Here is a 13,989-nt window from a genome sequence, read left to right as displayed (position 1 = left end):
AGCCCCTGGCCACCTGGCACTTCGGGAGCTCCCGGTCCCCCTCGGCACATGCGCGGAGGGGGACCGGGAGCTCCCGCTTCGGCCATCGGCCCGTCAAGCGGCCAGACGGCGGAACCGGCTGCCGTGGAACACCAGTGGCTCCCGGTCGGGTTCGGCACTCAGGGCGTGGATCTCCAGCAGGACGATCGTGTGGTCGCCTCCGGGCAGCTCGGCGTGGACCGAGCAGTCCAGCCAGAGGCCGGCACCGTGGATGTACACGCTGCCCTCCTCGGATGCCTCCCAGTCGACATCCGCGAACCGGTCCCGGTCCTTGCCGGCCAGCGAACGGCAGACCAGGTCCTGTCCCTCGGCCAGGACGCTCAGGCCCAGGCGGCCCTGCTTGCGCAGCTTCGGCCAGGTAGACGAGGTGTCCTGGACGCAGACCGACACCAGAGGCGGTCGAAGGGACACCGGAGTGAACGTACTCGCGGCCATGCCCACCGGCGTACCCGAATCAAGTGCGCACAGGGCTGTCACCCCGGACGGGAAGCAGCCGAACGCCTGGCGCAGCACGGCAGGATCCGTCGGTGTCGTCGCGAGCGGGCTCATCGGACGTCCCCCTGACCCGACAGAACCGCGCCCAGACGCCGCAGCGAGCCGTTGTTGCCCGCCACGTGCTGGGAGACGCAGCGGACGTCGCGCCAGCGGCGCTGCATCGGGTGGGAGCTGTAGAGCCCCGAGCTGCCGGACAGCGTCATGATCTCGTTGAGGATGCGGCTGCCCTCGTGGTGGATGTGCTGGTGGCCGCCGGTGTAGCCGAACCACTCGGTCGGGGTGGGCTCGTCTCCCGCGACCGCGCGGTCCATGACGACGCGGCCGGTCTGCTCCAGCAGGGCGTTGAGTGCCGCCGTGCGCAGGTGCAGCTCGCCGAACTTCTCCTGGAACACCGGGTCCTCACCGATGAGCACCCCGGGGTTGAACGCCGGCCGCTTGGTGGCGGCCAGTTCGGCGAGATCGTCGAGCGCGCCCTCCAGGCAGCCGATGATGACGGCGTCGTGCGAGGCACCGGTGGCGGTGTACGGCAGGCCGTAGAAGGGCGCGGGGATGTTGTTGCCGCCCACCAGCGGGCCGGTGAAGCGCGCCGGTACGAAGACGTCGTCCATCGTGAAGTCCGTGCTCTGCGTGGCACGCAGGCCCACCGCGTCCCAGGTGTCGAGGAACGTGGCCTGCTCGGGGCGGATCAACGCGACGCGCATGTCGGGGCCGCCGTCCGGCAGCGGGGGCGCGCCCTCGACCACGAAGCCCGCCAGCACCCAGTCCGGGGTGAACGAGCCACTGGCCAGCGGCCAGCGCCCACTGAGACGGTAGCCGCCCTCCACCTCGACCGCCTTGCCCTTCGGGGCTATCGCCCCACGCAGCATCAGGTCGGAACCCTCGCCGAACACCTCCTTCTCAAGCGTCTCCCGGGGCAGCGACCGTACGAAGAACCAGGCCATCGACGCTGCCTGAACGGTCCAGCCGGTGGACCCGTCGGCCCGCGAGACCTCCCGGACCACCCGAGCGCTCTGCACCAGGTCCAGCTGCTCGCCGCCCCATGCCCTGGGCAGGCTCATTCGGAACACTCCGGCCTCGCGCAGAGCGGCGATGATCTCCGTGGGAACGGCCCGCGCGGCCTCGGCCTCGGCGGAACGTGCCGTGATCCGGGGCAGGTGTGCGCGGACGCGGCCCAGCACCCCGTCGTCGGATTCCTGGTCGTGCGATGAGGTGGAGTCGAGCAATGTCGTCATGATCGATCCTTGTGAAGGCCTGCGGTCGTGCGGCAGCAGAACCGCGTGCGGCTGATGGGGGAGCCTCGAATGGGCTTGCGGAGAGCGGCCGCTCCGGCGCGAGGGCGATCGAACGCCGGCCGAAGGGGGCCCGGTCACTGCTCGCATGATGTGGGGCGGGGCGCAGGTCCTGCTTGCGTCCGGGAGCACCGGTAACTTGCGTGGTTGAGAACACGTCCCGGGAGCTGGTCGCGGATCGCCCGGAGGGACTTACCATTCCTCACCTGGAATACCGTCCGGGCCCGCTCCTCGCAGGGCCGGACGAGCCGGGAGGAGAGCCGCATGCCCCGGATCACGACGCCGAGCCACGGCACGGCCACCGAGCGACTGGAATGCTGGCGGGACGCCGTCGGCCGGAACCTCGTGCCCCTGGAGGTCCTGCCGCGCGAGAACGCCGAATTCAGGGCATCACTGCACGCCGTGCGCGTCGGCCAGGTACAGATGTCCGTCATCTCGGCCGCACCGCACAGCGTCGCGCGTACCCGCCGGCACATCGCCTCCGACGCGCCCGACTTCTTCCAGCTCACCGTGCAGCTCACCGGGCAGGGCGTGCTCACCCAGCGGGACCGTCAGGCCAGGGTGGGGCCGGGCGAACTGGTCGTCTACGACACGCGTCGTCCCTTCAGCTACGACCTCCACCAGTCCCACACCGGTCTCGTCCTGATGTTCCCGCGAGGCATGCTGCCGCTGGCGGAGCGTGATCTGTCGCGCGTGACGGCGACTCCGGTGCCCTGCCACGACGGGCTCGGGCAGGTGGTACTGCCTCTCCTGCACGGGCTGGCGCGGCAGATGGAGCACCTGGAGTCCCGTGGCACGCCCCGGCTTGCCGACAACGTGATCGACCTGATCGGCACCCTGCTCGCGGAGCACGCCGACGCGGACCGGACAACAGAAGACGACGGCCCGGACCTGCTCACCGAGCGCGTCCTCGTCTACATGGAGCAGCGGCTCGCCGACCCCGGGCTGAGCCCCGAGGGGATCGCGGCCGCCCACCGCATCTCCCGCCGCTACCTGTACAAGTTGCTGGCGGCACAGGGGTACACGGTCTCGGGCTGGATCCGGGAACAGCGTCTGGCCCGGTGCCGACGTGACCTCACCGATCCGGCCCTGGACCACCTTCCCGTCGGCGCCGTCGGCGGGCGCTGGGGCTTCGCGGACCCGGCCCACTTCAGCCACGCCTTCAAGGCGGCGTATGGCATGAGTCCCCGGGAGGCGCGCACGGCGGGCCGGTGACGCTGAAACAGCGTGGGCCTTCAGGCCGCCCGGTAGTTGAAGAAACCCTGCCCCGACTTCACGCCCAGCAAGCCCGATTCGACCATGCGCCGCAGCAGCGGGGGAGGGGCGTACAGCGGTTCCCGGTACTCCTCGTACAGTGCCTCGCCTATCGCCGCCACGGTGTCCAGCCCGATGAGGTCGGCCAGGCGCAGCGGGCCCATGGGGTGAGCGCAGCCGGCGGTCATCCCGGTGTCGATGTCCTCCGCCGTCGCCGTGCCGGAGCCGACCATGCGCACGGCCGCCAACAGGTACGGAATCAGCAGGGAGTTCACCACGAAGCCGGCACGGTCCTGCGCGACGATCGTCTGCTTGCCCAGGATCTCGCTCGCGAAGGCACGCACGCGCAGTTCCGTTGCCTTCGAGGTGTGCAGGGAGGGGACGACCTCGACGAGTGGCATGACGGGGACGGGGTTGAAGAAGTGCAGGCCGACCACCGATTCCGGACGTCCGGCCGCGGCGGCGAGACGGGCGATGGGGATCGAGGAGGTGTTGCTGGCCAGTACGGCGGCAGGGTCCGTGACCACCTCGCCCAGCTGCCGGAACAGTGCAGTCTTGGCCTGCTCGTCCTCGACGGCCGCCTCGATGACCAGGTCCGCCCCGCCCAGGCGGGAGAGGTCGTCGGTGACCGAGACCCCCGCAAGGGCGTGTGCGCGGTCCTCGGGCGCGAGGGCACCGCGCTTCTCCGCCTTCAGCAGGGAGTCCGCCACACCCGCCAGACCGGCCCGGGCCCTGTCCTCGGTCACGTCGCACAACGTGACGTGCAGTCCGGCCCGGGCGCACACCTCGGTGATGCCCCGGCCCATCTGGCCCGCGCCTACGACGCCCACGTGCTTGATCGCTGTCATGTACTGCTCCGCCTGTCCCTGCGTGGGGCGGCTGTCGACCGACGCCGCCACGGTGTGTGCTGCCGTGTTGAGCGTAGGTCGGGTACACAGCCTCTGACCTGCTGGAACGGTGCGTCATCCGCGTACAAAGGTGCGCCGGTTCGACGCTGTCCGCAGTCCCGAAGGTCTGCATGCCGACGGAGCGTCAGGCTCGTGCCGGACGCCTGCTGCGGGTCGGCGTTCAGGCGGTGGCCGTGGCGGCAGCGGCCTCCCGGAGGCGGCGGATCACGCCGCGCACGGCAGGTGAGGTCTCCCCCTTGCGGTAGGCGCCGACCAGCCGGGTCGTCAGCGCCACGTCCGCCAGCGGCCGGTACGCCACTCCGGGGATCTGGACGCGGCGCAGCGAGTCGGGGACCAGGGCCACCGCGAGACCGCCGCCCACCAGCGTCAGAGCCGCGATGAAGTCCCGCACCGGAGGAGCGCAGCGCGGGCTGAAGCCCCCTTGCTCCGCCACTTCGAGGATCTGGTCACGGCAGCCGTACTCCTCGTCGAAGTGCGGGGCCACGAAGTTCTCGTCGCACAGCTTGGCGGCCGGTACCGCCTCGTACGCCGCCAGTGGCGCGGTAGCCGGCAGCGCGAGGACGATCTGCTCGGTGAGCAGGCAGGTGGCCGTGACTTCGGGTGGGTACTCCGGTCTCCAGCGCAGGAAGCCGACGTCGATGTCCCCGCAGGCCAGCGCTTGCAGTTGGGCCGGTGTTTCCAACTCGCGTACCCGTACGGTGAGTTCGGTGCCGGGGGCCGCGCAGCGGGTGAGGACGTCGGTCAGCACGCCGGAGAACGCGGCCGAGGCGACGTACGCGATGTGGGCATGTCCCAGCTCCCCTCGACCGGCACGCCGGCCCACCGCCTCGGCCCGCGCGGCCTGCGCGAGGGTGAGCCGCGCCTCTTCGAGGAAGAGCCGCCCGGCGCTGGTCAGAGCCGGGCGGGTGCGCCGTCCCCGGTCGATGAGCCGTACGCCGAGGTGTGACTCCAGGGCTCTGATCTGGGCGCTGAGTGCCGACGGTGCGAGATGCAGACGGTCCGAGGCCCGCGCGAAGTGCAGTTCCTCCGCGACGACGACGAACGATTCCAGCCAGCGCAGTTCCACCGATTCCTCCGTCTTGCCGGGACACCCCGCGGCGGCGTCAGGGCAGAACAGGGCCGCCGCGGGGTGAGTATGAGGGATCTGCTGGTTCAGGGGATCACGACGTAGTTGCTGAATCCGCCGTCGAGGTCGGTGGCGCGCCCCGAAATCGCCTCGTTGACCTCGGCCAGCGGGAAGGGCTTGGTGATCAGGTACGACAGGTCCAGTGCCCCGGTCGCCACCATGTCGGCGACTTCCTGGCCCTGCGCGGTGGTGAACCAGTTGGAGCCGATCAGCTGGACCTGCTCGTCCATGAGCCACTTCACGTCGACGGGCAGCCGGTCGGCCACGCCGCCCACATTGACCACCTTGCCGCCGCGGCGCACGCCCTGCATGGAGTCGAGCATCGTCTCCACCGGGGCCTTGGCGCCGAGGGCGCTGATGACGAAGTCCGCTCCCTCGCCGCCGGTGCGGGACTTGGCCCACTCGCCGGTGGAGCCCTCGCCCAGGCGCATGACCTCGATCCGGTCCGGGGCCAGCTCCTTGACGCGCTTGAGGAGTTCCTCGTTGCGGCCCGTGCCGAGGACCCTGGAGACGCCGGAGGCCAGTGCGAGGAGGGTGGAGGCGACACCGAGTGTGCCCGTGATCCCGTCGATGAGCGCGACCTGGCCGGGGCCGGCCGCCGCGTGCTTGAGGGCTCCGTAGGAGGTGCCGATGTAACCGAGCTTGCCGGCCTGCTCGAACGTCATGTTGTCGGGGATGTTGACGATCGAGTACTGCGGCGCCGTCATGTACTCGGCGAAGCCGCCGTAGGGGTAGAGGTCGAAGATCCGCTGGCCGTCGCGCGAGGTGCTGAAGTAGCCGTTCAGGGTGAAGTAGCGGCACCGGCTGAGCTCGCCCCCGCGGCACACCTGACAGCTGCCGCAGGATCGCAGCGGGCTCACATAGACCCAATCGCCGGGCTTGGTGTTGAGCACCGCCTCGCCGACCGCCTCGACCACGCCCGCCGGGTCCAGACCGAAGATCGCGGGGAGCTTGGGCAAGGGCTGGTGGGGATACCAGGTGGGCCAGTTGTTGATCACATTCGCCATGTTCGGCACGATTCCGCATGCCTTGACCCGCACCAGCACGTCGGTCGGCCGCGGGACCGGCACGTCGATCGTGTCCACCGACATCGGCTCACCGAGCGCGTGCAGTCGTGCAGCGAGCATTTTCGCCATTGAAAAACTCCGGAATTGAGGGGCGGTAGGGTGCCGAGAGCTACGAATTCGGGAAAGGATTCGGGTAATTGTCTTCGAGGTCGATGTCCAGCAGACCCATGATCCGGACGCCGGAGTTGTACCAGGCGATGGACAACGACAGTTCGACCATCTGCCGGTCCGTCAGGTGCGCGGCGGCGGCACGCCACGTCTCCGCCGAGACGTCGACCTGGAGCGTGGACTCCCTGGCGAGGCGCATGACCGCCTTCTCCGTCTCGTCGAACAGGTCGGCCGACTCGAAGTCGGCCACCGCCGCGAGCTGTTCCTCGGTGAGCCCGGCCTTGAGACCGTGCGACTGGTGGTGTGCGACCTCGTACGCGGACCGGGTGGCGTGACCCACGGTCAGGATCGCCAGCTCGCGCAACTTGGGGCTGAGGTCGGCGGCCCGCAGTGAGTCGGCGTAGGTCAGGAAGGCGTCCAGCTGGGTGGGCGCGTTGGTGAGGGCGAGGAAGATGTTCGCCGTCGGTACCTTGCGTTCGGTCTCCAGCCGGTCGTAGAGCGGCTTCAGCGACTCGTCCGCGTCCTCGCGGCGCAGGTAGGGAACTCGTGCCATGACGTCTCCTTGGGGCGGGGTGGACGGAAGGTCAGGGGAGGGGCTGCTCGAGCAGGAACCGCTCCAGCGACATCGGTTTCGGCGGCTCGGCCGGCGGGATCTGCGGTACGCCGACGAAGGGCGACGCCTCGAAGTACCACTTCTCCAGGGCCGGCAGGCCCCAGCGCGCGTTGGTGCTCAGCGATGCCGCGTCCCAGCGCACGGGCTCGATCTCGGTGTCGATCGTCTGGTAATGGCTGTTGAAGACCTCCACCCGGTGCCCGTCGGGGTCCCGGAGGTAGGCGAAGAGCATCCCGCCCGGACCGTGCCGTCCCGGGCCCCGCTCCACGCCGTCGCCGTATCCGAGGATGCCTGCCCAGTCGCAGGCGGAGAAGATGTCGCGGCTCTCGGAGACGGTGTAGGCGAAGTGGTGCAGGGCGGGCCCGGTGTTCTCGACGATCGCGAGGTCCAGGCAGGTGCCCTTGCGGTACATGAAGGCGCCCAGCAGCTTGTCGCCGTGCTCCAGGTACTCCGAGTTGCGGAAGCCGAGTTCGCCGTAGAAGGCGGTCAGTTCGTAGGTGTCCGGCGCGAAGGTCTGGAAGTGATCCAGACGCTGAGCGTGGGCGCCCTTGTACCGAGCGAAGTCGATGTGCAGCCGCGGCCTGGTCTCCATGTGGGCGCACAGTTCGAGCGGCGTGCCGATGGGGTCGCTGACGTGCAGGGTGCGGCCCTGGTACGGGGCGTCGACCCACTCGGCGGGCAGGCCGCGCTCACGGAACCAGGCGTATGCGAGATCGAGGTCTTCGTCGAAGAGCACCCTGAAGCCGATCCTCCTGCACGCGCCCGCGCCCTCCTCGTCGAGCTCCAGGACGAGACTGTGGTGGCAGGCCTCGGCCAGGCCGCGCAGGTGGCAGGTGCGGTCGTCCTCGTCGCTGACGACGAGCCCCAGCGCCCTCGCGTAGAAGTTCCGGCTCTCGGCCAGGTCGGCGACGGTGAGCCGGACATGGCTGGAGCGGGTGATGTTGAAACTCGGGCGCATATTGACGGGTGGCAGCATGCTGGTCTCCGTGCTCCGATCGGCTCTGTATTTCGGTGACTGTAATACTTCGGGGTGTTTTTACGGCTTGGCTGTGGAGGGCCCGGATTCGGGGAATGTGAAGGCGGACCATCCGCTGAATTCCGCGGATTCGCCGAGGGACTCCTCGATACGCAGCACCTCGTTCCACTTGGCCATGCGCTCGGAGCGGGTGAACGAGCCCACCTTCAGCTGGCCGGCATCCCAGCCGACGCTGAGATGCGCGATGGTGATGTCCTCGGTCTCACCGGACCGGGCCGAGACGATGGTGCCGAAGCCGGCGTCCTTCCCGGCGCGCAGGGCCTGGAACGCCTCCGTGACCGTGCCGGCCTGGTTCGGCTTGACGAGGACGGCGTTCGCCGCCCCGCCGGTGGCCGCCGCCTCCACCCGCTTGGCGTTCGTGACCAGGTAGTCGTCGCCGATCACCTGGCAGCGGTGGCCGTGGCGCCGGGTGAACTCCACCATGCCGTCGGTGTCGTCCTCACCCACGGGGTCCTCGACGGACAGGATCGGATACTGCTCGATCCAGTCGCCCAGCATGTCGATCAGCGCGGCGGTGTCCAGCGTACGGTCGTCCAGGGCCAGCGTGTACCGACCGCCGCTGCCGAACTGCGAGGCTGCCACGTCCAGCGAGATGCCGACCTGCGTCGAGGGCGCGAAGCCCGCGGCCTCGATCGCCCGGGTCAGCGTCTCGAGCGCCTCCTCGTTGGAGCCGAACGCGGGCCAGAAGCCGCCCTCGTCGGCTACACCCTGCGCCTTTCCGGCCTTGCGCATCAGGCCTCCGGCCGCCCGGTAGATCTCCGCGGTCCAGTCCAGCGCATCGGAGAAGCTGCCGGCCGCGGGGCACATCACCATGAAGTCCTGGACGTCGACGCGACGGTCCGCATGGGCGCCGCCGCCGAAGATCTGGATCTCCGGCAGGGGGATGCGGACCGGTCGTCCGCCGGCCAGATGCTGCCACAGCGGTACGCCCGCGGACGCGGCGGCGGCGTGCAGTACCGCCATGGACGTGGCCACGATCGCGTTGCCGCCGAGACGGCTGCGGTCGGGGGTGCCGTCGAGGTCCACCAGGAGCCGGTCGACGGCCTCCTGGTCGGTCGCGTCGCGGGTCAGGAGGGCGGGTGCGATCTCCTGGTTCACGGAGCCGACCGCACGGTGCACGTCGAGTCCGCCGAAGCTGCTGCCGCCGTCGCGCAGGTCGAGCGCCTCTCCCCGGCCCGTCGACGCGCCCGCCGGTGCGATGGCCCGGCCGGTCGCGCCGCTTGCGAGATGGACCTCGACCTCCACGGTCGGCCGCCCGCGTGAGTCCCACACCCTGCGGCCGTGGAGCTTGGCGATCCGCGCGTCTGTCATGGCGGTGCAACCTTTCGGAGTTCGGACGATCGGGGCGCCGAGCGGTGCCTGTGCCTGTCATCAGGGGGCGGCCGTCCGCGCAGCCGGAGGCGTATGAGAACCCGGCTCTCGTAGTGCTAACGATAGCGCAATGGTGGGAAGTGTCGATGGTTCTGTCAAGGGTGAAAGCTGTTGCGGTGGGCTGTTGTGTTGCCTGTTTCCGTCATCCATGCCGTGGACGAGCTTGTGCTATCGTTCGCATAGTCCGCTCGCGTGACTTGTGACGCTGCGGCAAGAACTCCGGCGAGCCCGCGTTGCCTGGACGGACGGACAGCACGGGCAGCGTGGGTTCGCCGGGCCCGATCGCGGCCGACAGGAAAGCGAGCCGACATGACACCCGAGCCCTCTGTGGCACCCATGACCCTCACCACGGTGGTGGCCAGCACTCGTCCCGGACGCGTGGGCAGGTCCGTCGCGGACTGGTTCACCTCCCGGGTCGCGGAGTGCGAGCAGTTCGAGTCGCACCTGGTCGACCTGCAAGAACTCGCTCTGCCGTTCTTCGACGAGCCGCATCCGCCCGCTCTGCGGACGTACACGAAGAGCCACACCCGCGCATGGAGCCGGATCGTCGACGCCTCGGACGCGTTCGTGTTCGTCACCCCGGAATACAACGGAGGTTTCCCGGCTCCCCTGAAGAACGCGTGGGACTTCCTCGTCGTCGAGTGGCAGCACAAGCCGGCCGCGTTCGTCAGCTACGGAGGTGTCTCGGCGGGCACCCGCGCAGTGCAGATGGCCAAGCAAGTCGTGGCCAACCTGCGGATGCTGCCGATCGGTCCGACCGTGAGCATTCCGTTCGTCAGCGAACGCGTCGAGGACGGTGCGTTCCGGCCCGGCAAGATCCATGAGGCCGCCGCCGAGCAGATGCTCGACGAGCTCGTGCGCACCGCTGCCGTAATGCGTCGGCTGCGCAGTGGGACGTACTGACCCGGTGGCGGGAACGGGAAGGCGCCCGGAGCGCATTGCTCCGGGCGCCTTTCGCTGTGGTGGACGAGGTCCCCGCGCATGCGGGTCCCCCCTGACTCAGGCGGACGTGGACGGAGTCTTTCCGCCAGGGGGTGCCGTGCTGCCGCGCAGGACCAGTGACCCTGGAGAGACCGACGTGTACGGGCCGTCGTTGCTCGGTTTGGTCTTGAGGCGCCGCATCATCCACAGCGCGCAGCCTGTGGCCATCTCCTGGATGGGCAGGCCGATCGTGGTGAGTCCGGGACCCCACCAGGAGAACCCGGGCTCGTCCCCGAACCCGACCACGGACAGCTCCTCGGGCACCTTGACGCCCTGCCGGGACAACTCCTCCAGGACGCCGAGGGTGAGCTGGATCGATCCCAGCACGAGCGCGGTGGGCGCATCCGGCCCCTTCAGCAGCCGGCGTACCGTTTCGCGGCCGTGGGCGACCGATGACGGCGGTCCCAGCTCAGCGCGCCCCGCCGCCTCCTGCAGCCGGCCCTCGCGCAGGGCGGTGCGGAAGCCGCGCAGACGCTCCGCGCCCGTGGGCAGCTCCTCGGGACCGCCGAGGTAGGCGATCCGGGTGTGGCCCTGTGCCACCAGGTGGGCCGTGGCCTGACGCAGCGCCTCGTGGTCGTCCACGCCGAACCACTGGGAGCCGAGCGACTGGTGCCTGCGCAGCAGCTGCAAGTGCGGTAGTGCCCGCAGGAGTTTGACGGACTCGCTGTGCGGGCGCGCGGTGGGCACGATGATGACGCCCGCCACGCGGTTCGCGGACAGCTCCCGCAGGTGGCGCAGTTCCGCCGTCCGGTCGTCGTCCGTCTCCGAGAGCATCAGCTGGAAGCCCTGGGCCTCCATGTTCTTGGACAGCTCGTGCGCGATCGTCGAGTAGAAGCTGTTGCGGATGTCCGGGATGACCAGCGCGACCACGTTGCTGGACGCTCCGCGCATCATCCGGGCCGCGCGGTTGCCGACGTACCCCATCTCGGAAGCGGCCTGCCGCACCCGGAACTTGGTCTCCTCGCTGATGCGTGGATCGTCGGCGAGCGCCCGTCCCACCGTCGACACGGAGACTCCGAGGCGCTCGGCGATGTCCCTGGTCGTGATCACGTAAGGAATCCCCTCGACTGACTGTCCCGTGCCGTCACATTCCGTGTGCCAACGATAGCACTGCCGTTGCCCTCCATGGTCGGCGGGAGGGGGGGAGTCCGGAATGATCACTGCCTTATGCTAACGTTAGCACTGCTGGATGGGTCGTGCAGCCGCCCGCGGCTGCCTAGTTGCGGAGGTTTTCCGTGCGGATCGTCAGGTATGCCGTCGGCGGCGTGCGTCATTACGGAGAACTCGAATCCGGTGGCGTGAGGATCGCGAGATTCGAGGGTGATCCCTTCACCGGGTTGTCCCCTACGGGATACGTAGACCAGGTCGGCGACGTCGTCATTCTCCCGCCGGTCGACCAACCCCGGATTTTCGGGTTCGCCTACAACTACGCCTCACATGTCGACGAAACCGACCGTGAGATTCCCGAAGTTCCGGTCTGCTTCATGAAGCCGAGCACGGCCGTTGTGGGACCGGGGGATGCAATCGTGTATCCGGCGGACGGTGAACTGATCCATTTCGAAGGCGAGTTGGTGGTCATCATCGGAAAGAAAGCCCGCCATGTGAAACCCTCGGAGGCTCATGAGTACATCCTCGGCTATACGTGCGGGAATGACGTCAGCGACCGCATCGTCCAGCGCAAGGAAAGCACCTACGGAACGCTTCTGATCGGGAAGGGCCAGGACACCTTTGCCCCGCTCGGGCCGGCCATCGCGACCGAACTCGACCCTTCGGGACTGTCCCTGACGACCCGTGTGAACGGCACGGTCATGCAGTCTGCGACCACGGCCGACCTGCTGCTCCCGGTTCCGGACCTCGTCGGCTACCTCAGCCGCCACCTGACGCTGCTGCCCGGGGACGTCATCATGACGGGCACGCCGTCAGGCGTCGGGCCGATCCGCCCCGGAGACGAGGTGGAGGTCGAGATCGAGGGCATCGGCGTCCTGCGCAATCCGGTCGTGGCCGAAAGTCGTTGACCGGCGGACGCCCGTCGGCTTCCGTCCCAACGGGGCCTGCCCACCGCTCGGCGGTGGGCAGGCCCCTTGGTGTGCCGACGGTGTGCTCGTCAGCGGACCGCGTTGTTGAACAGTGCGGGACGGACGAAGACCAGGGCGGCGACGCCCACCAGCGGGAGGAACGTGACCTGGAGCAGACCCGCCTGGCTCCAGCCGTAGGAGTCCACGAAGGCGGCGAAGAGCAATCCCGAGAATGCCGCCGGCCCGTAGTAGCTCGTGACGAAGAGGCCCGAGGCGCGTCCGATCTGCCCGGGACGGACAGCCCGCTGCATCGCGCTGTTCGTGTTGGGGTAGATGAAGCCCAGCCCGAACGCGCCCATGAGGAAGGCGAACACGCACTGCAGGCCCACTGAGGCCTGCGTCTCGTAGACGCACACGCTGATGGCGGAGACGGCCAGCAGGCTGAGGATCAGCAGGTTGCGCTGGTTGACCCGGTCGCCGAGCCAGCCGCCGAGAATGGCCGACATGCCACCGAAGCCGAGGAAGCTCATGGCCAGTGCGGCCTGCTCGGCGGAGTAGTGCAGCGACGTGATGAGGTACGTCGGGTAGAGCCCGAGGAACCCGTAGATGGCCACGCCGCTGACGACGGCGTGGACGGTCAGGGCGATGGTGTTGCGGTTGTAGGCGGAGGCCGGCACGTGGTCGTAGGTCCTGGTCGAGACGGCCTTCTCGGTGGAGTGCTCGGTCAGACCGGCCTGCACGAGGAACAGGGAGGCGGCGGCGATCAGCAGGCCTGCCGTGCCGAACAGGTAGAAGGGCGAGTGCCAGGTGCCGTGCAGGCCCGTGAGATGGACGCCGATGAGCGGGGCGATGAACACGCCGACGGAGTAGCCCACGCCGATGATGCCGAAGGCGAGGCCGCGCCGGTGGGCGAAGAAGGCGCCCATCGCCGCGAAGATGGCGGCGGACTGCATGCCCTCACCGAAGCCTGAGACGACCCGGTACAGGGTCATGTCGGCGAAACCGGTGGCCAGCGGCGTGGCCATCGTGCCCAGGGAGTAGATCACGATGCTGGACAGCAAGATCGTCTTGCGGCGGAAACGGTCAAGGAGGTAACCCGCGGGCAGGCCGGCCAGCGCCATGCCGAGGGTGAAGTTGGTCGCCAGCAGCCCGCCCTGCTCCAGGGAGAACCCGTACTCCTCACGGATTTTGGGCAGCAGGGGAGGGAAGACCTGGCGGTCCATCGCGTTGACCATGTAGGAGAGGACGATCAACAGGAAGCCCACCCCGACCATGGCCCGGGAAATGGGCGGACGGGTGCTTTCCTGAAGAGTGCCGTCGGCGGGCACTGCACTGGTGTCGACTTGTGCTGCGTGAGTCATTGCGGCTCCTGAGGAGGAATGGGCCGCGGCAGGCCGCGGCGGACGCATCACCGGTACGGGGCCGTACGGGCGACGACGAGAAGCGGTGAGACAAGAAGCGGACACGGGAAACGGGAAGACGAGAAGCGGTGAGCTGAACACGGACTCGGTCTGGTCGGCGACGGCGATGCGGCCGCCGACTGGAGGAAAGGGGCGAGGGGCTGCCGCGCGGTCGCATGCCGCATGCGGAACTCAGCCGGTCGCCCGTCGGGGACGTCCGTGGCTGTGGCGTCTTCGACAGCCGGACCTCGTGCGGCCGTTTATCGGCTCACACGGTCGGCGTTGCC

At 69.1% G+C, this 13,989-nt stretch carries 13 protein-coding genes; 3 read left to right on the top strand and 10 right to left on the bottom strand.

Annotation, left to right across the window (positions count from 1 at the left end; genetic code table 11):
• Positions 1 to 93: 93 nt before the first annotated feature.
• Both PV963_RS05940 and PV963_RS05935 read right to left on the bottom strand, forming a co-directional pair.
• Positions 94 to 588, bottom strand: a complete 495-nt coding sequence (locus PV963_RS05940; RefSeq protein ID WP_274814525.1) for a flavin reductase family protein — start codon at positions 586 to 588, stop codon at positions 94 to 96.
• Complete coding sequence (locus PV963_RS05935) at positions 585 to 1,766, bottom strand: acyl-CoA dehydrogenase family protein (RefSeq protein ID WP_274814524.1); 1,182 nt, start codon at positions 1,764 to 1,766, stop codon at positions 585 to 587. Before PV963_RS05935 ends, PV963_RS05940 begins: the two co-directional genes overlap by 4 nt.
• Before the next feature lie 321 nt (positions 1,767 to 2,087).
• Here PV963_RS05935 and PV963_RS05930 point away from each other — a divergent pair, with 321 nt between their 5' ends.
• Positions 2,088 to 3,038 (top strand): helix-turn-helix domain-containing protein, encoded by a 951-nt coding sequence (locus tag PV963_RS05930; RefSeq protein WP_274814523.1) that lies wholly within the window; start codon positions 2,088 to 2,090, stop codon positions 3,036 to 3,038.
• 20 nt (positions 3,039 to 3,058) lie between these two features.
• On the opposite strand, the gene PV963_RS05925 is transcribed toward PV963_RS05930, so the two are convergent.
• The 6 genes from PV963_RS05925 to eno all read right to left on the bottom strand — a co-directional run bounded on the left by PV963_RS05925 (position 3,059) and on the right by eno (position 9,246).
• Positions 3,059 to 3,925 (bottom strand): 3-hydroxybutyryl-CoA dehydrogenase, encoded by an 867-nt coding sequence (locus PV963_RS05925; protein ID WP_274814521.1) that lies wholly within the window; start codon positions 3,923 to 3,925, stop codon positions 3,059 to 3,061.
• Positions 3,926 to 4,145: 220 nt separating this feature from the next.
• Complete coding sequence (locus tag PV963_RS05920) at positions 4,146 to 5,051, bottom strand: LysR substrate-binding domain-containing protein (RefSeq protein ID WP_274814520.1); 906 nt, start codon at positions 5,049 to 5,051, stop codon at positions 4,146 to 4,148.
• Between the two features lie 86 nt (positions 5,052 to 5,137).
• Entirely contained in the window at positions 5,138 to 6,238 is a 1,101-nt protein-coding gene (locus PV963_RS05915; RefSeq protein WP_274814519.1) for an alcohol dehydrogenase catalytic domain-containing protein, read from the bottom strand.
• A 49-nt stretch (positions 6,239 to 6,287) separates the two neighbouring features.
• Entirely contained in the window at positions 6,288 to 6,839 is a 552-nt protein-coding gene (locus PV963_RS05910; protein ID WP_274814518.1) for a carboxymuconolactone decarboxylase family protein, read from the bottom strand.
• Between the two features lie 31 nt (positions 6,840 to 6,870).
• Positions 6,871 to 7,875 carry a VOC family protein gene (locus PV963_RS05905; protein WP_274814517.1) on the bottom strand — a complete coding sequence of 335 codons (1,005 nt, stop codon included), beginning with the start codon at positions 7,873 to 7,875 and terminating at the stop codon, positions 6,871 to 6,873.
• Between the two features lie 60 nt (positions 7,876 to 7,935).
• Complete coding sequence (gene eno / locus PV963_RS05900; RefSeq protein WP_274814516.1) at positions 7,936 to 9,246, bottom strand: phosphopyruvate hydratase; 1,311 nt, start codon at positions 9,244 to 9,246, stop codon at positions 7,936 to 7,938.
• Positions 9,247 to 9,642: 396 nt separating this feature from the next.
• Between eno and PV963_RS05895 the strand changes: the two genes are divergently transcribed.
• Positions 9,643 to 10,209, top strand: a complete 567-nt coding sequence (locus PV963_RS05895) for an NADPH-dependent FMN reductase (protein WP_274814514.1) — start codon at positions 9,643 to 9,645, stop codon at positions 10,207 to 10,209.
• 96 nt (positions 10,210 to 10,305) lie between these two features.
• Here the strand turns inward: PV963_RS05895 and PV963_RS05890 are convergent, their stop codons facing one another.
• Positions 10,306 to 11,337: a LacI family DNA-binding transcriptional regulator gene (locus PV963_RS05890; RefSeq protein ID WP_274814513.1), complete on the bottom strand. Its 1,032-nt coding sequence runs from the start codon at positions 11,335 to 11,337 to the stop codon at positions 10,306 to 10,308.
• 185 nt (positions 11,338 to 11,522) lie between these two features.
• On the opposite strand from PV963_RS05890, the gene PV963_RS05885 reads away from it, so the two are divergent.
• Entirely contained in the window at positions 11,523 to 12,302 is a 780-nt protein-coding gene (locus PV963_RS05885; protein ID WP_274814511.1) for a fumarylacetoacetate hydrolase family protein, read from the top strand.
• 89 nt (positions 12,303 to 12,391) lie between these two features.
• On the opposite strand, the gene PV963_RS05880 is transcribed toward PV963_RS05885, so the two are convergent.
• Positions 12,392 to 13,663 carry an MFS transporter gene (locus PV963_RS05880; RefSeq protein ID WP_274814509.1) on the bottom strand — a complete coding sequence of 424 codons (1,272 nt, stop codon included), beginning with the start codon at positions 13,661 to 13,663 and terminating at the stop codon, positions 12,392 to 12,394.
• Positions 13,664 to 13,989 lie beyond the last annotated feature (326 nt).

This window comes from Streptomyces coeruleorubidus (assembly GCF_028885415.1).
GTDB classification, from domain to species: Bacteria; Actinomycetota; Actinomycetes; order Streptomycetales; family Streptomycetaceae; genus Streptomyces; species Streptomyces coeruleorubidus_A.
This window is presented reverse-complemented; position numbering and strand designations above follow the sequence as displayed.

Excerpts from the sequence above, each read along its gene's own strand:
- PV963_RS05940 (WP_274814525.1), bottom strand. The coding sequence starts at position 588 with ATGAGCCCGCTCGCGACGACACCGACGGATCCTGCCGTGCTGCGCCAG.
- PV963_RS05935 (WP_274814524.1), bottom strand. The coding sequence starts at position 1,766 with ATGACGACATTGCTCGACTCCACCTCATCGCACGACCAGGAATCCGAC.
- PV963_RS05930 (WP_274814523.1), top strand. The coding sequence starts at position 2,088 with ATGCCCCGGATCACGACGCCGAGCCACGGCACGGCCACCGAGCGACTG.
- PV963_RS05925 (WP_274814521.1), bottom strand. The coding sequence starts at position 3,925 with ATGACAGCGATCAAGCACGTGGGCGTCGTAGGCGCGGGCCAGATGGGC.
- PV963_RS05915 (WP_274814519.1), bottom strand. The coding sequence starts at position 6,238 with ATGCTCGCTGCACGACTGCACGCGCTCGGTGAGCCGATGTCGGTGGAC.
- PV963_RS05910 (WP_274814518.1), bottom strand. The coding sequence starts at position 6,839 with ATGGCACGAGTTCCCTACCTGCGCCGCGAGGACGCGGACGAGTCGCTG.
- PV963_RS05905 (WP_274814517.1), bottom strand. The coding sequence starts at position 7,875 with ATGCTGCCACCCGTCAATATGCGCCCGAGTTTCAACATCACCCGCTCC.
- eno (WP_274814516.1), bottom strand. The coding sequence starts at position 9,246 with ATGACAGACGCGCGGATCGCCAAGCTCCACGGCCGCAGGGTGTGGGAC.
- PV963_RS05895 (WP_274814514.1), top strand. The coding sequence starts at position 9,643 with ATGACCCTCACCACGGTGGTGGCCAGCACTCGTCCCGGACGCGTGGGC.
- PV963_RS05880 (WP_274814509.1), bottom strand. The coding sequence starts at position 13,663 with ATGACTCACGCAGCACAAGTCGACACCAGTGCAGTGCCCGCCGACGGC.